The sequence below is a fragment of the Pseudomonas sp. FBF18 genome (assembly GCF_024261405.1).
Taxonomy (GTDB): Bacteria; Pseudomonadota; Gammaproteobacteria; order Pseudomonadales; family Pseudomonadaceae; genus Aquipseudomonas; species Aquipseudomonas palmensis.
This window is the reverse complement of sequence record NZ_QKRS01000004.1, coordinates 355,078-379,018: the sequence shown is the minus strand read 5'-3', so window position 1 is coordinate 379,018 and position 23,941 is coordinate 355,078. Positions and strand designations below refer to the sequence as shown.

Sequence of the window (23,941 nt, the reverse complement as noted above, 5' to 3'; positions counted from 1 at the left end):
GTGGGCTGAAAGTTTCCTGCAAGGCGGGCATAAAAAAACCACCTTGGGAGGTGGTTTTCAGACATGTCACTGTCAGCTCAGTCGCCGTAATACTCGCAGCCACTGGTGCAGGTCTCATGGATACGCACCTTGCTCAGTTCTGGCAGCAACGGCTTGACCTGGACCCAGATCCATTTGGCAATCACTTCGCTGGTCGGGTTCTCCAGGCCAGGGATGTCATTGAGGTAGTTGTGGTCTAGCTGCTCGTACAGCGGCTTGAAAATCGCCTTGATCTCCGAGAAGTCGCGAATCCAGCCGGTATGCGGATCCAGCTGGCCGGTCAGGTGCAAGGCAACCTTGAAGGAGTGGCCGTGCAGGCGCCCGCATTTGTGCCCGGCGGGCACATTCGGCAAGCGGTGGGCCGATTCGAAGGTGAACTCTTTGAAAATTTCCACGGTATCTTAGAACTCTGAAAACCAATGCTGACCGGCAGTTTAACAGCAAGCCTACTTCAACGGTTGCAGATGCTGGTGCAGCTTGCCGGTTTCCACCAGTTCCAGGAACTCGTCGCCCAGCCGCTGGCTTTCGCTCATGGCGGTACGCCAGTAACGTTGGCGGCTACCGGCATCGCCCATGAAGCGCTTGAAGTCGCTGCGATCCGGCAGCTTGCCGTAGGGCAGGCGGGCCAGGTACTGCGGCGAGGGTGCCAGCAACAGCACGTTCTGCAGGTACTGCGCATTGCTGCGCCGCCAGGGCAGGGCCTTGTCGAACCACCCCGGCACCACCTTGTGGGTGAAGTGAGGGTAAAGCACGATGTCCTCGCCGCTGTAGGGCAGGTCGAGGTGATAGTCGAGCAAGCCACCATCCCGGTAGGTGCCCGCCCCGACCCCCGGAATGTCCCGCACGCCTTCCATCACCATGGGAATGGAGCCTGAAGCGAGCAGGGCATGACGCAGGTTGTCGACCGCCAGCGGCAGGCAGCGCGAAGGGAAGTCCGTGAGGGGGTTCAACGGCGGTGCGCAGCGTGCGTCATGCAGGATCACGCGTTCGAAGTGCCGGGCCAGCCGCGAACGGCTCACGAGGTTGTCGGCAATCACCGACGACAGGCCTACGCCCAGTCGGCCTCGATGATCGTGCTGAAGCAGGCCGTGGCTTCTGACCAGCATGATGTTGAGCCGATAGTGGGGGTTGTCGAGAATGCGAGCATCCTGGCCATCCAGCAGGTCATCGAGCATGCGACGACAGCTCTGGCTGACCTGGGCCTGGGTCACGCCCTTGGCGAAATCCTGCTCGGTATACAGATGGCCCAGGCGCAGCAGGGCCTGGGCGGGGTCGGGCAGGCAGGCACTGGCGAAGCGCCAGGAGCCGATCGATGCCCCGATCAGCGAGCGCGCGCGCGGTGCTGTGGGCAGCCACTGGCCGAACAGCGCCAGGTCGATACCCTGGATACCCAGCGCCTTGGGGCCGCCTGCAGCGCCCGGTAGCACCCCCACGTCTGCAGCCTGCAGACCGCGTTCGCGTACATGGGCAAACGCCCGCGTGCCGGCCTTGAGTGTCAGCGCTGGAAACTTGATCTGGATTGAGCTCATAAGGGCCTCGTTGTCCTGGATCAACGATTATAGAGAAGCGTGGACGGAACAGGGGCGCGCCTGAGCTATCATGGCGCCAGTTGTTTTCAGTTTCAGTTAAGTTCGGTTCGGTATTCTGAACCCGTAAGCAAGATTGATCCTAAATGGAGAGACACGATGAAAACATTGACTGCCCTGTTCGCCACCGCCGCCCTTGCCCTGAGCGCCAACGTTGCGCTGGCTAAAGACATCCCCACCAATGAAGTCGTGCAGCTGGTCCAGGCCAAGACCATCCTGTCGCTGGATGACCTCAACGCAAAAGCGCTGGCCAAGCATCCGGGTGCCACCATCAAGGACTCCGAGCTCGAGGACGTGTACGGCCGTTATGTGTACAAGGTCGAACTGCGTGACGCGCAGAACGTCGAATGGGACGTGGACCTTGATGCCAAGACCGGTGAAGTACTCAAGGACGCCAAGGACACCTGATGACTGCACGCAAGCGAACGGCACCGTGGCTGTTCCTCGCATTGCTGGTCTTCTGTACGCCGGCCCTGGCCCGCGACCTCGATCAGGATGAAGCCCTGGAGCTACGTCAGAAGGGCATCATCCTGCCGCTGGAGCAACTGTTGAACTCCGCCCTGGGGCGTTACCCCGGGGCGAAGTTGCTTGAGGCGGAGCTGGAAGAGAAGCACAACCGCTACGAGTACGAAGTCGAGCTGGTCACCCCGCAAGGGGTCGTGCGTGAAATCAAGTTCGATGCACGCACGGGTGTGCTGATCAAAGATGAGGAAGATGACTGATGCGCCTGTTACTGGTCGAGGACAACGTCCCGCTGGCCGATGAACTCACCCAGAGCCTGCAGCGCCAGGGCTACGCCATCGACTGGCTGGCCGACGGCCGAGATGCGGTGTACCAGGGTAGCAGCGAGCCCTATGACCTGATTATCCTGGACCTGGGGCTGCCCGGCCTGCCCGGCCTCGAGGTGCTGGCCCAATGGCGCGCCGGCGGGCTGTCGACCCCGGTGCTGATCCTGACCGCACGGGGTTCCTGGGCCGAGCGCATCGAGGGCCTCAAGGCCGGTGCCGACGATTACCTGAGCAAACCCTTTCACCCCGAAGAGCTGCAACTGCGCATCCAGTCGCTGCTGCGCCGCGCCCGTGGCCTGGCCAACCAGCCGACCCTGCAGGCCGCCGGCCTGCACCTGGACGAAGGCCGCCAGTGCGTGAGCCGCGACGGGCAGGACGTGCAACTGACCGCCGCCGAGTTTCGCCTGCTGCGCTACTTCATGTTGCACCCGCAGCAGATCCTTTCCAAAAGCCACCTGGCCGAGCACCTCTACAACGGCGAAACCGAGCGCGACTCGAATGTGCTCGAAGTACACGTCAACCACCTGCGCCGCAAGCTGGGGCGCAGCGTGATCGAAACCCATCGCGGCCAGGGCTATCGCTTTGGCGGAGTGGTCGAGTGAAGTCGATCCAGGCGCGCCTGAGCCTGGGGCTGGTCGGTGTACTGGTGGTGGTCGGCCTGGCCCTGGCACAGATCAGCCTGTGGCTGTTCGAGGTCGGGTTGCAGCGCTACCTGGAGACGGGGCTGCGCAAGGAAAGCGAAAACCTGCTGGTGGCGCTGGTGCGCGGCCACAGCGGCCTCGAACTGGACGAGCGACGCCTGTCGTCGGCGTACCAGCGGCCGTTTTCCGGCTACTACTTCCGTATCGATTTCGAAGGGGGCAGTTGGCGTTCCCGCTCGCTCTGGGACATGGACATGCCCCGTCCGCCAACTCCCGGCCTGCACGCGGGCCTGGAGCTGGGCCCGGCTGGCCAGCAACTGCTGGTGTTGCGTGCCGACTACCGGCGCCTGGGCCAGGCGATCTCGATCAGCGTGGCGCAGGACTATACCCCCGTGCGCGACGGCTTCCGGCGCATGCAGCAGCTTGGCCTTGGCCTGGGGCTGGTGGCGCTGCTGTTGATTCTGGTGCTGCAACGCATCACGGTCACACGCTCCCTGCGCCCACTGGAACGCACGCGCGAACAGATCGCCCAACTGCAGCAGGGCAAGCGCTCGCAGCTCGACAGTGAGGTGCCTGTCGAACTCGAGCCCCTGGTGGCGCAGATCAACCACCTGCTGGCACACACCGAAGACAGCCTCAGGCGTTCACGCAACGCGCTGGGTAACCTGGGGCATGCCCTGAAGACTCCCCTGGCGGTGCTGATGAGCCTGGCGTCGAGCGAGCGCCTGAACGACCTGCCCGAGGTTCGCGCCCAGTTGCAGGCTCAGCTGGAGCAGATCCAGCAACGCCTGAGCCGCGAACTCAATCGCGCCCGTCTGGCCGGCGATGCCCTGCCGGGGGCGCATTTCGATTGCGCCACCGAACTGCCGGGCCTGCTATCGACCCTGGGCATGATTCACGGCGATCACCTGCTCATCCGCCATCAGGTGCCCGATGGGCTGTCCTTGCCCTGGGACCGCGAAGACCTGCTCGAGCTGCTGGGCAACCTGCTGGACAACGCCTGCAAGTGGGCCGACAGCGAGGTCTGCCTGAGCATCGAGCAAGAGGGCGGGGTGTATCGCCTGTGGGTGGACGATGATGGCCCGGGCATCCCCGAAAATGCCAGGGCGGGGGTGCTGGAGCGCGGTGCGCGGCTCGACGAACAGGTCGATGGCCATGGGCTTGGCCTGGGCATCGTTCGCGATATCGCCGAAGCCTGGGGTGGGCAGATGAGGTTGCTGGAAAGCCCACTGGGCGGGCTGCGGGTGAGCATCGAGCTACCCCGCAGGGCAGCCCGATAACACCATCAGACGCGGAACTGGTCCATCAGCCCCTGCTGCTGGTTGGCCAGGCTGTTCAGCGACTGGCTGACCCGCGCCGACTCATTGGCCTGCTCCGAGAGTGACTCGGTCACATCGCGAATGGTCGCCACGTTGTTGTTGATTTCCTCGGCCACCGCGCTCTGCTCTTCGGCGGCACTGGCAATCTGCAGGTTCATGTCGCTGATCACGGTGACGGCCTCGCCGATCTGGCGCAGCGCAGTCACGGCCTGACCGACCTGGTCGACGCTACCCTGGGCCTGGCGGTGGCTGCTGTCCATGGCGCCCACCACCTCGCGGGTGCCGGCCTGCAGTTGCTCGATCACCTGACGGGTCTCCTCCACCGACTCCTGGGTGCGTCGGGCCAGGTTGCGCACCTCGTCGGCCACCACCGCAAAGCCGCGCCCGGCTTCCCCGGCACGGGCCGCCTCGATGGCGGCATTGAGCGCCAGCAGGTTGGTCTGCTCGGCGATGGAGCGGATCACTTCCAGTACCGAACCGATCTTCTCGCTGTTGTCGGCAAGGCCTTCGACCTGGGCCATGGCGGTGTTCATGTCGGCTGCCAGGGTATCGATGCTGGTGGTGGTGCGGTCGATCACCGCCAGGCCCTGACGGGTCGCCTGGTCGGCGTCACGCGCCGCCTGGGCCGCTTGCGCAGCACTGCGCGCCACATCCTGGGCGGTGGCGCTCATTTCGTGGGACGCCGTGGCCACCTGGTCGACCTGACGGTACTGCTGCTCCATGCCGGCGCTGGTCTGCGAGGCAATCGCCGAAGACTGGTCGGCAGTGTCGCGCGCCGCCTGCACCGAGCGTTTGACCTCGGCGATGATCGGCTGCAGCTTGTCGAGGAAGCGGTTGAACCAGCCGGCCAGTTCCCCCAGCTCGTCGCGCTTGTCGTAGTTCAGGCGGCGGGTCAGGTCGCCTTCGCCGCTGGCGATGTCCTTGAGCATGGCGGCCACGCCCAGGATGGGGCGGGTCACACTGCGCGCCATCACCCAGATCAGCAGCAGCCCCACGATCGCGGCCAGCACACCCAGGCCCAGCTCGATCAGGGTGCCACTGGTATTGCGCTGGTCGAGCTCGTTCTTGAGGGTCTCGGCCGGGCCGGTCAGGGCGCTTTGCGGCACATCCAGCAGCACGCCCCAGGGCTTGCCCCCCGGTATCGGTGCAAACGATGCCAGCACCTTCAGGCGCTCGTCCTTGTGGAGGCTCTGCAGGGGCGTGCCGCTGCTCAGCAGGCCTATCAGCTCCTTGCCGCTGGTGCTGTCGACCTGGTCGAAGCGTTGCGCCAGCTTGCCCGCATCCGGGCTGTAGCCGGCCAGCAGGCCGACCGGGCTGATGATGCCGATGCGGGTCTGGCCCTGGTACAGGTTCTGGCTGGCCTGCTGGCTCAGCGCCTGCAGGCTGTTCAGGTTGATGTCGATCGACAGGGTGGCGACCACCTTGTCGGCCACGATCAGCGGGAACACGATGCTGGTCATCAGCACCCGCTGACCGGCGATGTCATAGAAGTAGGGTTCGATCACGCAGGTCTTGCGCGTGGTACGCGGACACACCGACCAGGTGTTGGCTGGCTCGCCGCTGGGGCCGATGCTGGTGTCGGTCATGTCCTTTTCGGGCAGCGCCATCGAGGTCAGCTTGCCGGGCGTGGGCTGCGACCAGTACAGGGCAAAGCGGCCGGCCTCGTTGCTGCCCAGCTCGGCCTGGTTGGCGAACAGGGCATCCTTGTTGTCCAGGGCGTTGGGCTCGAACACCAGCGACAGCCCCAGCAGGTCGGGGTTGGCCTGCAGCGCGGCGCGCACCTGGCGGGTCATGTCCTCGCGCAGGTCGAAGGCGTCCAGAAAGCGCTTTTCGGCCTGCTCGCGCAAAAACAGCACCTGGCGCGCAAAGCCTGCCCCGTATTGGTAGGCATCCATGAACTGGCGGCGGATGCTCAAGGCCTGGACTTCGCCCTGGGACTCGATACGCGACTGGGCCGCTTCGGTCAGCATCTGCATGCTGCTGGCCTTGACCAGCTCGGAGTTGTGCTCCATGCGGTACAGCGAAAGGCCCACCAGCAGCGTAACGATGCTGGCCAGGCAGAGCCCGGCCAGCAGGGTGATTTTCCACTGGATGGAAAGTTGTCTCGACGACATGACGAAGTCCTTTGATCCAAAAAAAGATTGAGGCTGACGACTGTAACGGCCAGGCGCAGTTTTTCTTTATTCAAACGTTCAATTGAAATGCGTCGTTTTCAGTCATGCATGCGACCCGCGTGCAGCCGTCTAGCCCCGTACTTTGACAAGTGGCGGGTGCTGCTTCAGAGTGTGCGCCCTCCCATAAAAACACCTGTCGTTCGGCCACTGCGCTCGCAGTCTGTCGCCGCAGCGCAAGCTTTGTCTGGTTTCTAGAGGTCATGAAATGAATGCAGTAATTGCCGCGGTCGGCATCATGCTGATATTGAGCCTGGCCCGTGTGCACGTGGTCATCGCCCTCATCATCGGCGCGCTCGCCGGCGGCCTGGTGGGCGGCCTGGGTATCGAAGGCACGCTCAAGGCGTTCAACGGCGGCCTGGGTGGCGGCGCCACGGTGGCATTGTCGTATGCGCTGCTGGGCGCATTCGCCGTGGCCATCGCCAAGTCCGGGCTGGCCCATGCGCTGGCCGATCGCGCCCTGTCGATGTTCCATGGTCAGCGCAATGCCGAAGGCGGCAAGATAAAGTGGCTGCTGATCGGCCTGTTGCTGGTGGTGGCGATCTCGTCGCAGAACATCCTGCCCATTCATATCGCCTTCATTCCGCTGCTGGTGCCGCCGCTGCTGTACGTGCTGACTCGCCTGCAGATCGATCGGCGCCTGGTGGCCTGTGTGATGACTTTCGGCCTGATCACCCCCTACATGTTCCTGCCAGTGGGGTTCGGCAACATCTTCCTCAATCAGATCCTGCTGGCCAACGTCAGCCGTAGCGGGGTGGACGTCAGCGGCGTCAACGTGACCCAGGCCATGGCGATACCGGCGGCGGGCATGCTGTTCGGGTTGCTGCTGGCGGTGTTCTTCAGCTACCGCAAAAAGCGCGTGTACGACGTGGCAAAGATCGAGCAGGTCGAGCAGGTGGCCGTCAGCTACAACCCATTGACGCTGATGGTGGCCGGCTGTGCGATCGCCGCGGCGTTCATCATCCAGCTGTGGCTGGACTCGATGATCATCGGTGCGATGGCGGGCTTTCTGATCTTCTCGCTGTCGGGCATCGTGCGCTGGAAGGACACCGATGACCTGTTCACCGAAGGCATGAAGATGATGGCCATGATCGGCTTCATCATGATTGCCGCGTCCGGCTTTGCCGAGGTCATGAAGGCCACCGGCGAAGTGAAGACCCTGGTGGAGGCCTCGGCCGGCTGGATCGACCACAGCAAGGCGGTCGGGGCGCTGCTGATGCTGCTGGTGGGCCTGCTGGTGACCATGGGTATCGGTTCGTCGTTCTCCACGGTGCCGATCCTGGCGGCGATCTTCGTGCCGCTGTGCGTGCAACTGGGCTTCGACCCGCTGGCCACCGTGTGCATCGTCGGCACTGCCGGCGCGTTGGGTGATGCCGGCTCACCGGCGTCGGACTCGACCCTGGGCCCGACCTCGGGCCTGAACGTCGACGGCCAGCACCATCACATCTGGGACACGGTGGTGCCGACCTTCCTGCATTACAACCTGCCGTTGCTGGCGTTCGGCTGGGTAGCGGCGATGGTGCTGTAGCGCGCCAGGGCGCAGGAGCTGGGCGCGAGGCTCAGCTTTTTCGCGGGGGCGGCGAGATGCGGTTGAGCACCGTATCGCCGTTCTTGTTGCGCGTCAGGTACACCGGCAGCACCTTGGGCATGTTGCTCACCAGGCGATTGACCTCGGTGGTGTTGTAGATGCCGCTGATGCGGATGCTGCCGGTACTGGCGTCCGCCAGCAGCAACGGCGTTTCCAGGTAGCGGTTGATCAGCGGCAGGGCCTGGTCCAGTGGCAGATTGTCGAGGATCAGCTTGCCGCCGCGCCAGGCCAGGCTGGTGTCGTGGGCATAGGTCTGGCTGAGGGCCGGCTCGTAGTCGCCGCGACGGTAGCTGGCCTGCATGCCGGGGCCCAGGCGATAGCCGCTGTCCGGGTCGCTGCTGTTGCTGCTGACCAGCACCGAACCTTCCACCAGGGTGACCTTCACCTGGTCCTGGTACTTCCACACGTTGAACTGGGTACCGGTCACCCGGGTCTGGCCCTTGCCGGCACGCACCACGAACGGGTGCTGGGTATCGTGCTGCACCTTGAAGAAGGCCTCGCCGTTGACCAGCGTCACCCGTCGTTCGTCCTTGTAGTTGGCGTAGCGCAGGGTGGTGTTGAGGTTCAACTCCACCTCGCTGCCATCCGGCAGCACTGCGCGGGCGATGGCATTGCCGCTTTCAACGCGCTCATAGCTGTTGGGCAGCCAGCCCTGTTCCCAGCCCACCCAGGCGCCAATCGGCAGTGCCACCAGCGCCACGGCCGCAGCCGAGGCCAGCCGACGCAAGGCGCGCCCGCGGGGCCTGGCTGACAGGGTGATTACCGGGGCAGCAGGGCGGGGCAGGTGGTCGGCGGTCTGCCAGATCTCCTGCATGGCCTGGAATTCCTGCTCGTGCAGTGGGTCGGCTGCGCGCCATTGCGCGCAGGCGGCACGTTCCTGTTCACTGCAGTCCTCAGCATGCAGGCGCATGCACCAGTGCGCAGCGGCATCGGTGATGGCATCAAGTTCGGCTGCGCTGAGGCTGGTTTGGTTCATTGATACTCCCGGTTTTGGCCATTCTACCCTTGGCAGGTGGCCAACGAGAACCGAGTTCATCGTGAATGACTATCAGTTGTAAGAAATATTTGAACGAAAAACCACGCAAATGCGTGGTTTTTATCGTTTAAGCACCCGCCTGGAGCGTTGCGCGGCTCAGAAAAGCTCGGCTGGCAACTGGTACAGCGGCGCACTGCCTGCGCGGATGCTGGCCTGCAACGACAGTACCCTGGGCAGCAGACGCTCGACGTAGAAGGTAGCCGTGGCCAGCTTGGCCTCGTAGAACGCCGGCTCCTGCTCGCGCCGTTCGCGGGCAGTGGCCGCCATGCGCGACCACATGTAGGCGTAGGCCACATAGCCGAACAGGTGCAGGTACTCCACCGACGCCGCGCCCACCGCGTTGGCATCACCGGTGGCCTGCTCGCGTACCCACTGGCTCACGCTTTCCAGCTGCGCCAGGGCATGCAGCAGCGGTTCGCACAGGGGCGGACGGGTTTCACAGAAGCTGCGGATCTCGTTGGCGAACAGCGCCAGCGACTGTCCGCCATCGGCCACCACCTTGCGCCCCAGCAGGTCCAGCGCCTGGATGCCGTTGGTGCCTTCGTAGATCTGCGCGATGCGAACATCGCGCACCAGCTGTTCCTGGCCCCATTCGCGAATGTAGCCATGCCCGCCGAACACCTGCTGGCCCAGTACGCAGCTTTCCAGGCCCATGTCGGTGAAAAACGCCTTGGCCACCGGTGTCAGCAAGGCCACCAGGCGCTGCGCGGCCTCGCGCTCCTCCGGCTGCTCGGCGTACTTGGCGATATCCAGCTGCAGGCCGACATAGGTGGCGAACGCCCGGCCGCCTTCGGTCAGGGCGCGCATGCTCAGCAGCATGCGCCGTACATCGGCATGCACGATGATCGGGTCGGCCACCTTGTCGCTGGCCAGCGGCCCGGTGGCGGCGCGGCTTTGCAGGCGGTCCCGGGCGTAGCGTGCGGCGTTCTGGTACGACGCCTCGGCGCAGCCGATGCCCTGGATGCCGATGGACAGGCGCTCGTAGTTCATCATGGTGAACATCGCCGCCAGGCCGCGGTTGGGTTCGCCCACCAGGTAGCCCACGGCGCCATCGAAGTTCATCACGCAGGTGGCCGAGGCCTTGATGCCCATCTTGTGCTCGATCGATCCACAGCTCACCGCGTTGGTTTCACCCAGGCTGCCGTCCTCGCCCACCAGGCGCTTGGGCACCAGAAACAGCGAGATGCCCTTGGGCCCGGCCGGCGCGTCGGGCAGCTTGGCCAGCACCAGGTGCACGATGTTCTCGGTCAGGTCCTGGTCGCCGCCGGTGATGAAGATCTTGGTGCCGCTGACCCGGTAGCTGCCATCGGCCTGGGGTTCGGCCTTGCTGCGGATGATCCCCAGGTCGGTACCTGCATGCGGTTCGGTCAGGCACATGGTGCCGGCCCACTGCCCGCTGTACAGCGCCGGCAGGTAGGTGGCCTTCAATGCATCGCTGGCGTGCGCGTCGATGGCCAGGCAGCAGCCGGCGCTCAGCGCCGAATACAGGCTGAAGCTGCAGTTGGCGGCGTAGAGCATCTCCTCGAACTGCACCGCGAGCATCTTGGGCATACCCAGGCCGCCGTACTCGGGGTTGCCCGCCAGCCCGACCCAGCCGCCTTCGCGGTAGGTCTGCCAGGCCTGCACGAACCCCTGCGCAGTGGTGACCCGACCCTGCGCGAAGTGCACGCCTTCCTCATCGCCGCTGCGGTTGAGCGGGGCGATCAGCTGGCCGGTGATCTTGGCCGCCTCTTCCAGTATCGCATCGGCGGTATCGCCGTCGACGCTGGCCGCCAGCGCCGGCAGGCGTGCCCACAGGGCCGGGCCCTGGAACACTTCGTGAAGAACAAAACGCATGTCGCGCAGCGGTGCATTGAACTCAGGCATAACGGTTTCCGAATAAAGGTGAAAAAAGGTCAGAGCGCCTTGGCCCAGTCGCGCAACAGGTACTTCTGGATCTTGCCCGTGGAGGTTTTCGGCAGTTCGCTGAACACCACGGTCTTGGGCAGCTTGAAGCCGGCCAGATGCTCGCGGCAGAAGGCGATGATGTCCGCCTCGCGGGTACCTTCGAAACCGGCCTTGAGGGTGACGTAGGCACAGGGGGTTTCGCCCCATTTTTCATCCGGGCGGGCGACCACCGCAGCCTCGAGCACGGCCGGGTGGCGGTACAGCGTGTCTTCGACCTCGATGGTCGAGATGTTCTCGCCTCCGGAAATGATGATGTCCTTGAGCCGGTCCTTGATCTCCACATAGCCGTCGGCATGCCACACTGCCAGGTCGCCGGTATGGAACCAGCCGCCTCGGAAGGCTTCGGCGGTGGCCTCGGGGTTCTTCAGGTAGCCCTTCATCACGGTGTTGCCGCGCATGAAGATCTCGCCCAGCGTGTTGCCGTCGCGGGCCACCGGCTCAAGCGTTTGCGGGTCGGCCACCATCAGCCCTTCGAGGGTAGGGTAGCGCACGCCCTGGCGCGACTTGATGCGGGCCCGCTCCTCCAGCGGCTGCGCGTCCCATTCGGCATGCCAGGCACACACCGTCACCGGGCCGTAGACCTCGGTCAGGCCGTAGACGTGGGTCACCTTGATGCCCATTTCCTCCACCGCGCCGATCACCTTGGCGGGTGGCGCCGCCCCGGCCACCATCGCGTTCACGGGGTGGTCGATGGCGGCCTTGGCCGAATCGGGCATGTTGATCAGCGCATTGAGCACGATCGGTGCGCCGCACAGGTGGGTGACCTGGTGCTCGCGAATCAGGGTCAGGATCTTCTGCGGGTCGACCCGGCGCAGGAACACATGGGTGCCGGCCAGGGCCGTCACGGTCCACGGGTAGCACCAGCCATTGCAGTGGAACATCGGCAGGGTCCACAGGTACACCGGGTGGTTGCCCATGGCCCAGGTCATCTGGTTGCCCAGTGCATTCAGGTAGGCGCCGCGGTGGTGGTAGACCACCCCCTTGGGGTTGCCGGTGGTGCCGGAGGTGTAGCTCAACGAGATCGCCTGCCACTCGTCCTCGGGCCAGTGCCACACGAACTCGGGGTCGCCCTCGGCCAGGAAGGCTTCGTAATCCAGGTCGCTGACGGCGCGGCCCTCGCCGTACTCCGGGTCGTCCACATCGATCACCAGCGGCGGGTGGGCCATCAGGCCCAGCGCTGCTTCGATCACCTTGTGGAACTCGCGGTCGGTGATCAGCACCTTGGCTTCACCGTGCTCGAGCATGAACGCGATGGCTTCGGCATCCAGGCGCACGTTCAGGGCGTTGAGCACCGCACCGATCATCGGCACACCGAAATGCGCCTCGAGCATGGCCGGAATGTTGGGCAGCATCACCGCCACCGTATCGCCCAGCCCGATACCACGGCCGGCCAGGGCGCTGGCCAGGCGGCGGGAGCGCTGGTAGGTTTCCTGCCAGTTGCGGCGGATGGCACCATGGATCACCGCCGGGTAATCGCCATAGACCGCAGCCGTGCGTTCGATGAAACTCAGCGGGGAAAGGGCGACATGGTTGACGGGGGCGGGCTGCAGGCCCTGGGAGAAGATCGACATGAACGGTTCCTGTGCAGGAGGCAGCCGCGATCAGGCGCTGGCTGAAACCTCCGATGGCTGATTGTTAGCTCTGATCAGGTTTCTGGAAGGCGGTACGCAGACCGACTTCGGTGTTTCATTTTTACGCTGTTCTCCATATTACTTGGAAGATAGACTATAGCAATATGGTATATGTACTATAAAAAGCCGGAGCCCCAAGTGACCTTTCCTCCCTCGGCCTTGCTCGACAAGGACCCGCAACCCACCGTGCTGCTCGATGCCGCCGCCCAGGTGGTGGCCGCCAACCCGGCGGTGCAGGCGTTGTTCGACACCTGGCCCAAGCCGCCCGTGGGCAGCCTGCTGCCCGCCAACTACAAGGCGCTGGTGAGCGCCTGCCTGCACCAGCAGCGGGCGATTGCCGAGGTCGAGGCCCTGGTGCAACAGCGTATCCTGTTGTGGACCTTCGTTCCGCTGGAGGGCGGCCTGCAGGTGCTGGCCCGCTGCCGCGACGCCACGGTGGAGCGCCTGGCCGAGCGCGAGGCCAGCCAGGCACGTCGGTTGTACCGCCTGATCACCGAAAACACCACCGACCTGATCTCGCGCCATACCCCCGACGGGTGTTTCCTGGATGCTTCGCCGGCCTCCTATCGCCTGCTGGGCTACTGGCCGGAAGAGCTGCGCGGGGTGGCGGTGCAGTCGCTGTTTCACCCCCAGAACCGCCAGCAATCGCTGCTGCAGGCCTCCCAGGCGCTGGAGCAGGACGGCTACCAGACCATGACCTGCCGCGTGCGCCACCGCGATGGCCGCGACCTGTGGTTCGAGATCGCCAGCCGCGCCATCCGCGAAACCTACACCGGTGCGGTGGTCGAGATCGTCAGCGTGTCACGCGACATCACCGTGCGCATCGAAGCCCAGGAAAACCGCCGGCGCCTGGCCGAGGTGGTCGAGGCCAACACCGACCTGGTGCTGTTCACCGACCCCGCCGGCCAGCTCACCTACCTCAACCGTTCCGCCCGGCGTGCACTGGGCCTGCTGGAGGTGCAGGCCGTGCCGCCCCTGCGCGAGCTGCTGGACGAAGAAGCCCTGCAACGCCTCGACGAAGAGGGCTGGGCCTGCGCCGAGCGTGAAGGGGTGTGGCAATGCGAGGCGCGGCTGGCGCCCTACAACGGCTCGGCGCCGTTCCCGGTGTCGCTGGTACTGCTGGCGCACCGGGCCGCAGGTGGCGAGCGCTACTACTCGCTGGTGGCTCGCGACATGACCGAGCGCGAGCTGCGTGAACGCCAGCAGCGCCGACACCAGGATGAACTGGCGCACACCGCGCGGCTGGTCACCCTGGGCGAGCTGGCCTCCGGCATTGCCCACGAGATCAACCAGCCGCTGGCAGCGGTGGTCAACTATGCCAGTGCCAGCCAGCGCTACCTGCTGGCGGTGGAGCGTGACCCGCAGGCGGCCGGGCGGGTCGCCCAGGGCCTGCAGCGCATCACCGAGCAGGCCACCCATGCCGCCGAAGTGATCAAGCGCCTGCGCTCGTTCCTGCGCAAGGAGCCGCGCCGCTTGCAGGCGCTCAACGTGGCCGATGTATCGCGCGAGGCCGTGCGCCTCTGTGCCTGGGAGGCGGCGCAGGCCCAGGTGACCATCGAGCAGCACATGGTGTACAACCTGCCGCCGGTATACGCCGACCGTGTCTTGCTCGAACAGGTCCTGCTCAACCTGTTGCGCAACGCCATCGACGCCAACCGCGAGCAGCATGCCGGGGCGCCTTCGCGCGTGCTGATCAGCGCCGACCAGCAGGCCGGTTGGCTGCGTATCCAGGTGGCCGACCAGGGCCCCGGGGTGGCCGCCGAGCAACTGGACGGCATCTTCACCCCGTTTACCACCAGCAAGCCCGAAGGGCTGGGGCTGGGCTTGAGCATGAGCCGCAGTATCGTCGAAGGGTTCGGCGGTACCTTGCAGGCGCACCCGGGTGATACCGGCGGATTGATTTTGTGCTGTCGGCTGGCGCCGGTGGCCAGTGCATGAACAAGGGGATTTCCATGCAGGAACCGAAGGTCTACGTGGTCGACGACGATCAGGGCATGCTCGACTCCACCGTCTGGCTGCTGGAGTCGGTGGGCCTGCAGGCGCTGCCGTTCACCAGTGGCCAGGCTTTTCTGGAGGCCTGCGATGCGGCGTTGCCGGCGTGCGTGCTGCTGGATGTGCGCATGCCCGGCATGGGTGGGCTGAGCGTGCAGGAAGCCTTGCGCGCCCGGGGCGTGCAGGTGCCGGTGATCTTTGTCAGCGGGCATGCCGATGTGCCGATCGTGGTACGCGCCTTCAAGGCCGGGGCCATCGATTTCATCGAGAAGCCCTACAACGACCAGTTGTTGCTCGACAGCGTGCAGGATGCCCTGGGGCGCTCGTCACGGGTTCAGGTCAGCAGTCGCCAGCGCGATGAAGTGCAGGGGCGCATCGACAGCCTCACCCCGCGTGAGCGCGACGTGTTCGTGCCCCTGGTGCAGGGCTATACCAATCGGGAGATTGCCGAACAGTTGCAGGTCAGCGTGAAGACCGTGGACCTGTACCGTTCGCGGGTAATGAAGCGCATGCAGGCCGAACACCTGCCGGACCTGGTGGGGATGGCGATTGCGTGTGGGGTAGTGGACCCCTTGAAACTGCGTTGAATGCATCGCGGGGCAAGCCCGCTCCCACAGGTACAGTGCAAGCCTGTGGGAGCGGGCTTGACCCGCGATTGGGTGTCAGGAGCGACGTCCCAGCAACAGCCCGACCACCAGCCCGAAGCCGGCCGAAATCGCCACGGTCTGCCACGGGTGGCCGCCAATGTAATCCTCGGTGGCATCCACCGCCGGCTTGGCCTTTTCACGCACGCCGCCCACCGCATCCAGGGCCTGCTTGAGCTTGAGGCCCACCTGTGCGCGCAGGGTCTCGGCTTCTTCGCCCACCAGGGTGGAGCTGTCCTTGAGCAGCTTGTCAGACTCTTCGATCAGCGCCTGCAGTTCGCTGAAGGCCTGGTCCTTGATTTGTTCGGCATCGGCTTTAAGGGTGCTTTTCCTGGCCATGTACGCTTCCTCGTTGAATGATGGTCACTGTATCAATGGATGCCTGAGCGCGCCGAAAGTTGCAGCGCCTTGGCGGCGCTCGGTGGCTACAGTGTAAGATAGCCCCCATTTTCAAGTGGCAGGAATCCCCATGAGTTTCAATCTGGCCAACATGAGCTTCGCCGAGCGGGCACAGATCGAGGACGAGAAGTCGCGACTGTTCGAGCTCTGGCAATCTAACCTGGGCAAGGCCAAGGCCGAAGCCGCGCGGCTGATCAGCGAGAAGCCGCGGCGCAAGGGCAAATGGGCCGAGTGGGTGCGCGCCGAGCTCGACGGCATGTCGCCGCCGGAGTTCGCCAACATGGTGCGCAGCGAAGTCAACAAGCTGATGGCGGCTGCCAAGTAGCCGACCCCCCAGCGCTACCACGCCGTATCGGTGGGCTTGGGCAGCGCCAGCCGCCCGCTGTCGGTGAAGCGCATCGTGCCGAAGGCGCCCCCGGCCAGCTTGCCGCGCAGCACATAGGGCATGCCATCCAGGTTGCTCACCCGGCTCAGGCCCACGGCCTGGCGCAGCATCGAGAACGCGGTGATGCTCACCGGAATGCTCAGTACCGCTTCGTCATAGCGCCCGATGCTGCCGTGCTGATCGCTGACCCCGGTTGCCAGCGGCTGGCCATTGACCTCCAGGTTGAGCGCCACGCCGTTGTAGTCGATGGGCGTTTCATTGGGGTTCTGCACCCGCAGTTTCACCGCCATGCGCATTTCCAGGTCCTGGCCGGGCAGCGGCTCGATGCCGATCACGCTGATGGTCAACGGGTCGCGCCCCTGCAGCAACGCGCAGGCGCTCAGGCTCAGGGCCAGCAGCAGGCCCAGGCCGACACGCAGGGTATGACGCAGGAAACAGGGCATGGGGCTTGGCTCCGGACAAATGTCTCTGCAGTGTGGCAAATGCCCGGCGCGGTTGAAAGTGGCGCAAGCAGCGTAACAATCTGAATCATCTCCGGCCCGGCAGCGGGTTTCATCGCGAACCTCTCGCGCCGTAGGCTATCCAACGCCTGGGGCCACTGACGTTGTGCAGGAGATGAACGCGATGAACCGATGGTTGCCGGCACTGACCGGCGCAGCACTGAGCCTGATACTGGGCATGCCTGTTCAGGCCGCCGACGCGGGCAATCCCTACAACGACCCGGTGCGCCGCGCCAACCCCAATTCCCAGCAGGGCACCGTGCGTTCCACGCCACCGCCGCGCGGGCCTTCCACCCAGCCGCTGCCGCGCCCACCCACCCTCGACAATGGCGGCATCGGCAACGGCCAGAACCTGCGCCGTGAACAGGTGCCGCCGCGCCTGGACCCCTCCCGCCCGCCGCGCGAATCGACGCGTACGCCCTGATCGCTTGGCCCACTGCAAGGAACCCTGCATGTCTTCACGTACCTGGCTACTCTCCCTCTGCGCTGCGGCGCTGTTGCCGCTGACCGCCACCGCCGCCCCTGAGCGCACCTTCCCCAGCGAAGAAGGCCAGCTCACTGTCAGTACCCTGGCCGAGGGGCTGAAGAACCCCTGGGCGCTGGCGTTCCTGCCCGACGGGCAGGGCATGCTGGTGACCGAGCGCCAGGGCAACCTGCGCATCATCAGTGCCGACGGCAAGGTCGGTTCGCCGTTGAGCGGCGTGCCGCAGGTGTGGGCCAAGGGGCAGGGCGGGTTGCTCGACGTGGCGCTGTCGCCGCAGTTCGAGCAGGACCGCATGGTTTACCTCTCGTATGCCGAAGGCGGGGGTGATGGCGACACGGCCGGTACTACCGTGGGGCGCGGCCGCCTGTCGAGCGACAACCTGCGCCTGGACGACTTCAACGTGATCTTCCGCCAGCAGCCCAAGCTGTCCAGCGGCAACCACTTCGGTTCGCGGCTGGTGTTCGACCGCGACGGCTACCTGTTCATCGCCCTGGGCGAGAACAACCAGCGGCCCACCGCCCAGGACCTGGACAAGCTGCAGGGCAAGGTGGTGCGCATCCTGCCCGACGGCCAGGTGCCCAAGGACAACCCCTTTGTGGGCCAGAGCAACGTGCGCCCCGAGATCTGGTCGTATGGCCATCGCAACCAGCAGGGCGCGGCATTGAACCCGTGGACAGGCGAACTGTGGACCAACGAGCACGGGCCTCGCGGCGGCGACGAGATCAACATTCCCAAGCCGGGCAAGAACTACGGCTGGCCCCTGGCGACGCACGGCATCAACTACTCGCTGCTGCCGATACCCGAGGCCAAGGGCAAGCGCGTCGAGGGCGCGGTGGACCCGCTGCACGTGTGGGAGAAGTCCCCGGCCATCAGCGGCATGGCGTTCTACGACAACCCGCGCTTCAAGGCCTGGGACCACAACCTGTTCATCGGCGCGCTGGCCGCCCAGGAGCTGATCCGCCTGCAACTGGATGGCGACAAGGTGGTGCATGAAGAGCGCCTGCTGGGGCAGTTGAATGCGCGCATTCGCGATGTGCGGGTGGGGCCGGACGGCTTTCTCTATGTGCTGACCGACGAGAGTGACGGTGCGCTGCTGAAGGTGGGCCTGACGCAGTAAGCGGCGGCGCGTCCTTCGCCGGCAAGGCCGGCTGCTGCAGGCGAAGCACGCCCCGCAAACCTCACTGATGCTACCCTTGGCCTTTTTCCGCACAGGCCCCCGGCATGTCCAGCCTCACCCCGCTGTCGTTGTACCAGCAATCCATCGCACTCAATGGCTTTGTCCCCGACGCTGCGCAGCAGCATGCCGTCGACTGCCTTCAAGCCTGCTTCGAGGCTCTTGAGCGCGGCGAGGTGGCGCGTGGGGTGTACCTGTGGGGCCCGGTCGGGCGCGGCAAGACCTGGCTCATGGACCAGTTCCACCGCTGCCTGCAGGTGCCCGCCCGCCGCCAGCACTTTCACCACTTCATGCGCTGGGTGCATCAGCGCCTGTTCCAGCTCAACGGCACCGCCGACCCCTTGCAGGCCCTTGCCCACGGCCTGGCCGAAGAGATCCGCGTGCTGTGCTTCGACGAACTGTTCGTCAACGACATCGGTGACGCCATCATTCTCGGTCGCCTGTTCCAGGTGCTGTTCGACAGCGGCGTGGTCATCGTTGCCACCTCCAACCAGCCGCCGGCGCAGCTCTACGCCGACGGTTTCAATCGCGAACGCTTCGTGCCGGCGATTGCCGCCATCGAGCGGCACATGCACGTGGTGGCGGTGGACGGCGGCCAGGACCATCGCCTGCATCCCGGTGCCGAACTGCAACGCTACTGGGTGCGCCAGCCGGGCCAGCCCAGCGCGCTGGGCCAGGTGTTCGAGCAGTCGAGCGCGGGTGAACCGGTCACCCGCGAGGACCTGAGCCTGGGCTACCGCACGGTCAAGGTGGTGCGACGCAGCACCTCGGCGGTGTGGTGCACTTACAACGAACTGTGCGAGCAGCCCCTGGCCGCCATGGACTTCATGGCCCTGTGTGATCGCTTCAAGGTCATTCTGCTGGGCGAGGTGCCTGCACTCGGGGCCCGGCAACGACCGGGCAGAATCGCCCGTGGCACCGAGGACGGCGCCGAGCGGGTAGTGGCGGGGGATCGCGAACTGCCGCAGCTGTCGATCCACGACGACAGCGTGCGGCGCTTCATCGCGCTGGTCGATGAATGCTATGACCGCCGCGTGGCGCTGTACCTGGAGGCCGAGGTGGCACTCGAGGCGCTGTATACCGAAGGCTACCTGGAGTTCCCGTTCCGCCGCACCCTCAGCCGGCTGCGCGAGATGCAACTGCAACGCTTCTGCTGAAGCCGCTCAGCTGTGCACCCAGCCCAGGGTCAACAGCACCAGCACCAGGTAACGCCCGGCCTTGGCCACGGTCACCAGCAGCATGAAACGCCAGAATGGCTCGCGCATGATCCCGGCGATCAGCGTCAGCGGGTCGCCGATCACCGGCATCCAGCTCAACAGCAGCGACCACTGGCCATAGCGCTGGTAGCGCTGCTGGGCCCTGTCCAGCTGGGCCTGGCTGAACGGAAACCAGCGCTTGTCGCGCAAGTGCTCGATACCCCGACCCAGCAGCCAGTTGACCACCGAGCCCAGTACATTGCCGGCGGTGGCAATCGCCAGCAGCAGCAACCAGGCATCAGGTTCGTGCAGCAGCAGCCCGACCAATACCGCCTCGGACTGCAACGGCAGCAGGGTGGCGGCGCCAAAGGCGCTGAGGAACAGCCCCCAGCCGCTCAGCATGGCGCCGTGCTCACGGGTAGTTGGCGACCACTTCGTCGGTGCCGTCGCGGGTCAGGCCGATGACCTGGTAGGCATCCTTGTGATCGCCCATTTCCATGCCTGGCGAGCCCATCGGCATGCCCGGCACGGCCAGGCCGCGCAGGTCGGGACGCTTGGCCAGCAGCTGGATCTGCTCGGCCGGCACATGGCCCTCGACGAACTTGCCGTCGATCACCCCGGTGTGGCACGACGCCAGGCGCGGCGCCACGCCCAGGCGCTGCTTGACTGCACTCATGTTCGGCTCCACATGGTCATTCACGCTAAAGCCGTTGTCGCGCAGGTGGCTGATCCATTCCTTGCAGCAACCGCAGTTGGGGTCGCGGTACACATCGATGGTCTGGCCGGCCTGGGCCAGCGCACTCATGGCCAGCAGGCCGAAGGCAACGAAATTCTTTTTCAGCATCGTGGATCTCCGGGGCCGCCGTCAGGGCAACCCGCGTCTCGAATGATCGGTGGTCGGTCAGTGCAACAGGGTAACCGGGCTCATGGCTGGAGCATAGCCGGGTGAAGCTGTCGCCAGACTGAGCGCGGCATTACAGATTTGTAAGGTAGGACACTGCCTGCGTGACCTGTGGGAGCACTCGCTCCTCTAACCCCAAACGATGGCGTCGTGCCTGGTCAGGGCGACCATCGGTGATGGAGTACCACAGTCAATCAAGGAAACATGACCCATGCAGGCACTCAAGGCCTACTTCAAGCGTCACGGGCACGAGCCGTTCCGGTTCGGTGAAGGGCGTATCAGCGGCTACCTGTCGGCCATGCTCGGCTTGCTCAGCCTGCTGGCGGTGCTGTGCTTTCTGTTCCCGCAGTGGCTGACCTTCGGCGAGTTCCGCAAGGTCTACAGCGAGCAGTTCGCCCGCACCCTACTGCTGGCCGGGCTGGTGCTGGCGTTCAGCCTGGGCACCCTCAACATCCTGCTCAACCGGCGCAAGCGCCTGGGCTTCACCGGCATCAGCGCGGCGGGCCTGGCCGTGTTTCTGGGCGGCACCAACATTCAGACCGAAACCATCGGTCAAACCCCGTATTCCCTTGGCCTTGACTGGTTCGTGCTGGCGCTGCTGGTTTCGGCGATCATCTTCATCCCGCTGGAAAAGCTCTACGCCAAGGACCCACAGCAGAACATCCTGCGCCCGCAATGGCGCACCGACCTGAGCTACTTCTTCGTCAGCCACATGCTGGTGCAGTTCATCCTGATCTTCGTCACCGCCTCGTCCACCTGGCTGGCCGGCTGGGTGGTGTCCGAAACGCTGCAGGCCAAGGTGCAGAGCCTGCCGATCGTGGTGCAGTTCGTGCTGGCGGTGTTCGTCGCCGACCTGGGGCAGTACTGGCTGCACCGCCTGTACCACGTGGTGCCGTGGATGTGGCGCTTCCATGCGGTGCACCATTCCAGCACCGCGATGGACTGGTTGGCCGGCTCGCGCATCCATTTCGCCGAAATCCTGCTGACCCGCACCGGCGTGCTGGTACCGCTGATCCTGCTGGGCTTCTCGCCGCAGGCGATGAATGCCTACGTGATCCTGGTGGGCGTGCAGGCGGTGCTGGCGCATGCCAACGTGCGAATCGACGGCGGGTGGCTGAACTACGTGCTGGTGATGCCGCGCTACCACCATTGGCACCATGCCCGGCACAAGGACTACATCTACAAGAACTACGCGATCCACCTGCCCCTGGTCGACATGCTGTTCGGCACCTTCAAGCTGCCGCGCAAGGAATGGCCGACCCGCTACGGCGTGTTCGGCAAGGACCTGCCCGAAGGCATCGTGCGCCAGCACCTGTACCCGCTGCAAAAGCCCGAGCCCAAGGCCTGATAGCCCTTTGCCCGCTGCCCCATGCTGCGTTAGCCTTGCCGGGTGAACGGCATTGGGGCCAGGAGTATCCATGGACAACGTGATCATCATTACCGGCGCCGGTCGCGGCATTGGCGCGGCCACTGCGCTGGCCGCTGCGCGGGCCGGCTACCGCATCTGCATCAACTACCTTGCCGATGACGCCTCGGCCCATCGCGTGCTGGAGCAGGTGCGCGCGCTGGGTGCCGAGGCGATCACGGTGCGCGCCGATGTCAGCGTCGAGGATGAAATCATCCAGCTGTTCCAGCGTGTCGACAAGGAACTGGGCCGTGTCACGGCGCTGGTCAACAACGCCGGCACCATCGGCCACCAGAGCCGGGTGGAAGAGATGTCCGAGTTTCGCCTGCTCAAGCTGATGAAAACCAACGTGGTGGGGCCGATGCTGTGCGCCAGGCATGCGCTGCAACGCATGTCGACCCGCCATGGCGGGCCGGGCGGTGCCATCGTCAACGTGTCATCGGTGGCCGCGCGGTTGGGTTCGCCCAACGAGTATGTCGACTACGCCGCCTCCAAGGGCGCGCTGGACACCTTCACCCTGGGCCTGGCCAAAGAAGTGGCGGGCGAGGGCGTGCGTGTCAATGGCGTACGGCCGGGCTACATCTTCACCGACTTTCACGCCCTCAGCGGCGATGCCGAGCGGGTCCGCAAGCTGGAACCGGGCATCCCCATGGGCCGTGGCGGGCAGGCGGCCGAAGTGGCCGAAGCGATCCTGTGGCTGCTGTCGGACAAGGCCTCCTACACCACCGGCAGCTTCATCGACCTGGGCGGTGGGCGCTGAGCGCGCAGCATGGCCAAGGATATCGACAACCCGTGCATTTCGGCGTGCAAGCTCAGCGGCGAGCTGTGCGTGAGCTGCGGGCGCAGCAAGGACGAGATCAAGCAGTGGAAGCGCATGAAGCGGCCCGAGAAGATGGCCACGGTGGAGCGGGCGGCCAAGCGCCTGAAGGCCCTGAAGAAGAAAAACAAGCGCTAGGCCGCAGGTAGCGCGCCATCCTGACGCGCCCCCAGCGGTGGTCAGTGGGTGTTGACCAGGTCCTCTTCCTCCAGCCCGCGCGAGGCGCGGCCGACCAGCAACGGGTCGGGCTGGTGGGCGACTTTCGGGTCCTTGTCGGGGTAGTCCAGCGTGTGCAGGAAGTGGCGGATGCAGTTCAGGCGCGCCCGCTTCTTGTCGTCCGACTTGATCACGGTCCACGGTGCATCGGCAGTATCGGTGTGGAAGTACATCGCCTCCTTGGCGGCGGTGTACTCGTCCCACTTGTCCAGCGACTTGATGTCGATGGGCGAGAGCTTCCAGTGCTTGAGCGGGTCGTCACGGCGCGAGATGAACCGGCGCAGTTGCTCTTCGCGGTTCACCGAGAACCAGAACTTGAACAGCAGGATGCCGCTGTTGCACAGCATGCGTTCCAGCTCCGGGGTCTGACGCATGAACTCCAGGTACTGCATCGGCGTGCAGAAGTCCATCACCCGCTCGACGCCGGCGCGGTTGTACCAGGAGCGGTCGAAGAAGACCATTTCACCGGCGGTGGGCAGGTGCTGGATATAGCGCTGGAAGTACCACTGGCCCTTCTCCTGGTCGGAAGGTTTTTCCAGGGCCACGATACGTGCGCCACGCGGGTTCAGGTGCTCCATGAAGCGCTTGATGGTGCCGCCCTTGCCGGCGGCATCGCGGCCTTCGAACAGCACCACGATGCGCTGGCCGGTGGCTTTTACCCAGTTCTGTACCTTCAGCAGCTCTATCTGCAACTCATGCTTGGCCTTTTCGTACTCGGCGCGGCGCATGCGGTTGCGGTAGGGGTAATTGGCGGGCAGGGCGGCAGACACGCTGTCTTCGTTGGAGCCGCGACGCGGCGCACTGGCCACCTGCAGCGCGGCAGGCTCGTGGCTGATGGCACTGATTTCGATTTCGGCAGGGATCACCTGAGCAGGCTTGCGCGGGGCGCGTGGGCGGCGCGAACGAGTGACGGCCGCTTTGGGCGTGGCCGGCGAACTGCTGTCGTTGGACGAGGCGGATGGCAGGGGCAGGGGGTGTACGGTGGATTCTTCGCTCATGGTGGGCCTGTTTTGCGTTCTGATTTCCTCTATCTAGTGTAGGAGTGTGATTTTGCGATCTGTTGATCCTGGTCAATAGCGTGG

At 65.1% G+C, this 23,941-nt stretch carries 25 protein-coding genes; 14 read left to right on the top strand and 11 right to left on the bottom strand.

The features are described 5' to 3' along the window. Positions 1 to 77: 77 nt before the first annotated feature. Together queD and DN387_RS09740 are read right to left on the bottom strand one after the other, a co-directional pair. Positions 78 to 434 carry a 6-carboxytetrahydropterin synthase QueD gene (gene queD, locus DN387_RS09745; RefSeq protein WP_054916518.1) on the bottom strand — a complete coding sequence of 119 codons (357 nt, stop codon included), beginning with the start codon at positions 432 to 434 and terminating at the stop codon, positions 78 to 80. Between the two features lie 51 nt (positions 435 to 485). Further along, positions 486 to 1,568: a patatin-like phospholipase family protein gene (locus DN387_RS09740; RefSeq protein ID WP_054916517.1), complete on the bottom strand. Its 1,083-nt coding sequence runs from the start codon at positions 1,566 to 1,568 to the stop codon at positions 486 to 488. 156 nt (positions 1,569 to 1,724) lie between these two features. Here DN387_RS09740 and DN387_RS09735 point away from each other — a divergent pair, with 156 nt between their 5' ends. Genes DN387_RS09735 through DN387_RS09720 form a run of 4 tightly spaced genes read left to right on the top strand, consistent with a single transcriptional unit; the run spans position 1,725 to position 4,334 of the window. Continuing rightward, positions 1,725 to 2,033, top strand: a complete 309-nt coding sequence (locus DN387_RS09735) for a PepSY domain-containing protein (RefSeq protein WP_043861141.1) — start codon at positions 1,725 to 1,727, stop codon at positions 2,031 to 2,033. Beyond that, a complete protein-coding gene (locus DN387_RS09730; protein ID WP_043861140.1) occupies positions 2,033 to 2,347 on the top strand; it encodes a PepSY domain-containing protein in 315 nt (104 codons plus the stop codon). The genes DN387_RS09735 and DN387_RS09730 overlap by 1 nt, the downstream gene beginning before the upstream one ends. Next, the gene (locus DN387_RS09725) at positions 2,347 to 3,015 is read left to right on the top strand and encodes a response regulator transcription factor (protein WP_043861139.1); all 669 of its coding nucleotides are present in this window, start codon (positions 2,347 to 2,349) and stop codon (positions 3,013 to 3,015) included. Before DN387_RS09730 ends, DN387_RS09725 begins: the two co-directional genes overlap by 1 nt. Beyond that, entirely contained in the window at positions 3,012 to 4,334 is a 1,323-nt protein-coding gene (locus DN387_RS09720; protein WP_043861138.1) for a sensor histidine kinase, read from the top strand. The genes DN387_RS09725 and DN387_RS09720 overlap by 4 nt, the downstream gene beginning before the upstream one ends. Before the next feature lie 5 nt (positions 4,335 to 4,339). On the opposite strand, the gene DN387_RS09715 is transcribed toward DN387_RS09720, so the two are convergent. Beyond that, complete coding sequence (locus DN387_RS09715) at positions 4,340 to 6,487, bottom strand: methyl-accepting chemotaxis protein (protein WP_054916516.1); 2,148 nt, start codon at positions 6,485 to 6,487, stop codon at positions 4,340 to 4,342. A gap of 265 nt (positions 6,488 to 6,752) precedes the next feature. Here DN387_RS09715 and DN387_RS09710 point away from each other — a divergent pair, with 265 nt between their 5' ends. Then, the gene (locus tag DN387_RS09710) at positions 6,753 to 8,072 is read left to right on the top strand and encodes a Na+/H+ antiporter family protein (protein ID WP_054916515.1); all 1,320 of its coding nucleotides are present in this window, start codon (positions 6,753 to 6,755) and stop codon (positions 8,070 to 8,072) included. A 31-nt stretch (positions 8,073 to 8,103) separates the two neighbouring features. On the opposite strand, the gene DN387_RS09705 is transcribed toward DN387_RS09710, so the two are convergent. The 3 genes from DN387_RS09705 to DN387_RS09695 form a co-directional block, all read right to left on the bottom strand. Further along, the gene (locus DN387_RS09705; RefSeq protein WP_043861136.1) at positions 8,104 to 9,108 is read right to left on the bottom strand and encodes a FecR family protein; all 1,005 of its coding nucleotides are present in this window, start codon (positions 9,106 to 9,108) and stop codon (positions 8,104 to 8,106) included. Positions 9,109 to 9,264: 156 nt separating this feature from the next. Further along, on the bottom strand, positions 9,265 to 11,034 hold the full coding sequence (locus DN387_RS09700) for an acyl-CoA dehydrogenase C-terminal domain-containing protein (protein WP_054916514.1): 1,770 nt from the start codon (positions 11,032 to 11,034) through the stop codon (positions 9,265 to 9,267). A 29-nt stretch (positions 11,035 to 11,063) separates the two neighbouring features. Further along, positions 11,064 to 12,686, bottom strand: a complete 1,623-nt coding sequence (locus DN387_RS09695) for an acyl-CoA synthetase (RefSeq protein WP_088514884.1) — start codon at positions 12,684 to 12,686, stop codon at positions 11,064 to 11,066. 198 nt (positions 12,687 to 12,884) lie between these two features. Here DN387_RS09695 and DN387_RS09690 point away from each other — a divergent pair, with 198 nt between their 5' ends. Further along, complete coding sequence (locus tag DN387_RS09690; RefSeq protein ID WP_054916512.1) at positions 12,885 to 14,684, top strand: PAS domain S-box protein; 1,800 nt, start codon at positions 12,885 to 12,887, stop codon at positions 14,682 to 14,684. Between the two features lie 14 nt (positions 14,685 to 14,698). Beyond that, positions 14,699 to 15,325, top strand: coding sequence for a response regulator transcription factor (locus tag DN387_RS09685; protein ID WP_088514900.1), 627 nt, complete (start codon positions 14,699 to 14,701; stop codon positions 15,323 to 15,325). Positions 15,326 to 15,400: 75 nt separating this feature from the next. On the opposite strand, the gene DN387_RS09680 is transcribed toward DN387_RS09685, so the two are convergent. Continuing rightward, a complete protein-coding gene (locus tag DN387_RS09680; RefSeq protein WP_043861132.1) occupies positions 15,401 to 15,721 on the bottom strand; it encodes a YqjD family protein in 321 nt (106 codons plus the stop codon). A gap of 130 nt (positions 15,722 to 15,851) precedes the next feature. Here DN387_RS09680 and DN387_RS09675 point away from each other — a divergent pair, with 130 nt between their 5' ends. Further along, positions 15,852 to 16,106, top strand: a complete 255-nt coding sequence (locus tag DN387_RS09675) for a hypothetical protein (RefSeq protein WP_043861131.1) — start codon at positions 15,852 to 15,854, stop codon at positions 16,104 to 16,106. A 14-nt stretch (positions 16,107 to 16,120) separates the two neighbouring features. On the opposite strand, the gene DN387_RS09670 is transcribed toward DN387_RS09675, so the two are convergent. Further along, positions 16,121 to 16,609, bottom strand: coding sequence for an LEA type 2 family protein (locus tag DN387_RS09670; RefSeq protein WP_043861130.1), 489 nt, complete (start codon positions 16,607 to 16,609; stop codon positions 16,121 to 16,123). A gap of 235 nt (positions 16,610 to 16,844) precedes the next feature. Here DN387_RS09670 and DN387_RS09665 point away from each other — a divergent pair, with 235 nt between their 5' ends. The 3 genes from DN387_RS09665 (at position 16,845) to zapE (ending at position 19,481) form a co-directional block, all read left to right on the top strand. After that, positions 16,845 to 17,090, top strand: a complete 246-nt coding sequence (locus tag DN387_RS09665) for a hypothetical protein (RefSeq protein WP_229590274.1) — start codon at positions 16,845 to 16,847, stop codon at positions 17,088 to 17,090. A 28-nt stretch (positions 17,091 to 17,118) separates the two neighbouring features. Further along, positions 17,119 to 18,267, top strand: coding sequence for a PQQ-dependent sugar dehydrogenase (locus DN387_RS09660; RefSeq protein WP_043861128.1), 1,149 nt, complete (start codon positions 17,119 to 17,121; stop codon positions 18,265 to 18,267). A gap of 104 nt (positions 18,268 to 18,371) precedes the next feature. Next, the gene (zapE, locus tag DN387_RS09655) at positions 18,372 to 19,481 is read left to right on the top strand and encodes a cell division protein ZapE (protein ID WP_054916511.1); all 1,110 of its coding nucleotides are present in this window, start codon (positions 18,372 to 18,374) and stop codon (positions 19,479 to 19,481) included. A 6-nt stretch (positions 19,482 to 19,487) separates the two neighbouring features. Here the strand turns inward: zapE and DN387_RS09650 are convergent, their stop codons facing one another. After that, positions 19,488 to 19,922, bottom strand: a complete 435-nt coding sequence (locus DN387_RS09650; RefSeq protein ID WP_043861126.1) for a YqaA family protein — start codon at positions 19,920 to 19,922, stop codon at positions 19,488 to 19,490. Between the two features lie 10 nt (positions 19,923 to 19,932). Further along, positions 19,933 to 20,364, bottom strand: coding sequence for a DUF411 domain-containing protein (locus DN387_RS09645; RefSeq protein ID WP_043861125.1), 432 nt, complete (start codon positions 20,362 to 20,364; stop codon positions 19,933 to 19,935). A gap of 268 nt (positions 20,365 to 20,632) precedes the next feature. Between DN387_RS09645 and DN387_RS09640 the strand changes: the two genes are divergently transcribed. From DN387_RS09640 to DN387_RS09630, 3 genes are all read left to right on the top strand, one after another. Continuing rightward, positions 20,633 to 21,769 carry a sterol desaturase family protein gene (locus DN387_RS09640; protein WP_043861124.1) on the top strand — a complete coding sequence of 379 codons (1,137 nt, stop codon included), beginning with the start codon at positions 20,633 to 20,635 and terminating at the stop codon, positions 21,767 to 21,769. 70 nt (positions 21,770 to 21,839) lie between these two features. Then, positions 21,840 to 22,586 carry an SDR family oxidoreductase gene (locus DN387_RS09635; protein ID WP_043861123.1) on the top strand — a complete coding sequence of 249 codons (747 nt, stop codon included), beginning with the start codon at positions 21,840 to 21,842 and terminating at the stop codon, positions 22,584 to 22,586. Positions 22,587 to 22,595: 9 nt separating this feature from the next. Continuing rightward, positions 22,596 to 22,781 carry a DUF1289 domain-containing protein gene (locus DN387_RS09630; protein ID WP_043861122.1) on the top strand — a complete coding sequence of 62 codons (186 nt, stop codon included), beginning with the start codon at positions 22,596 to 22,598 and terminating at the stop codon, positions 22,779 to 22,781. A 41-nt stretch (positions 22,782 to 22,822) separates the two neighbouring features. Here DN387_RS09630 and ppk2 read toward each other — a convergent pair whose 3' ends face one another. Then, positions 22,823 to 23,857: a polyphosphate kinase 2 gene (gene ppk2, locus DN387_RS09625; protein WP_043861121.1), complete on the bottom strand. Its 1,035-nt coding sequence runs from the start codon at positions 23,855 to 23,857 to the stop codon at positions 22,823 to 22,825. Positions 23,858 to 23,941 lie beyond the last annotated feature (84 nt).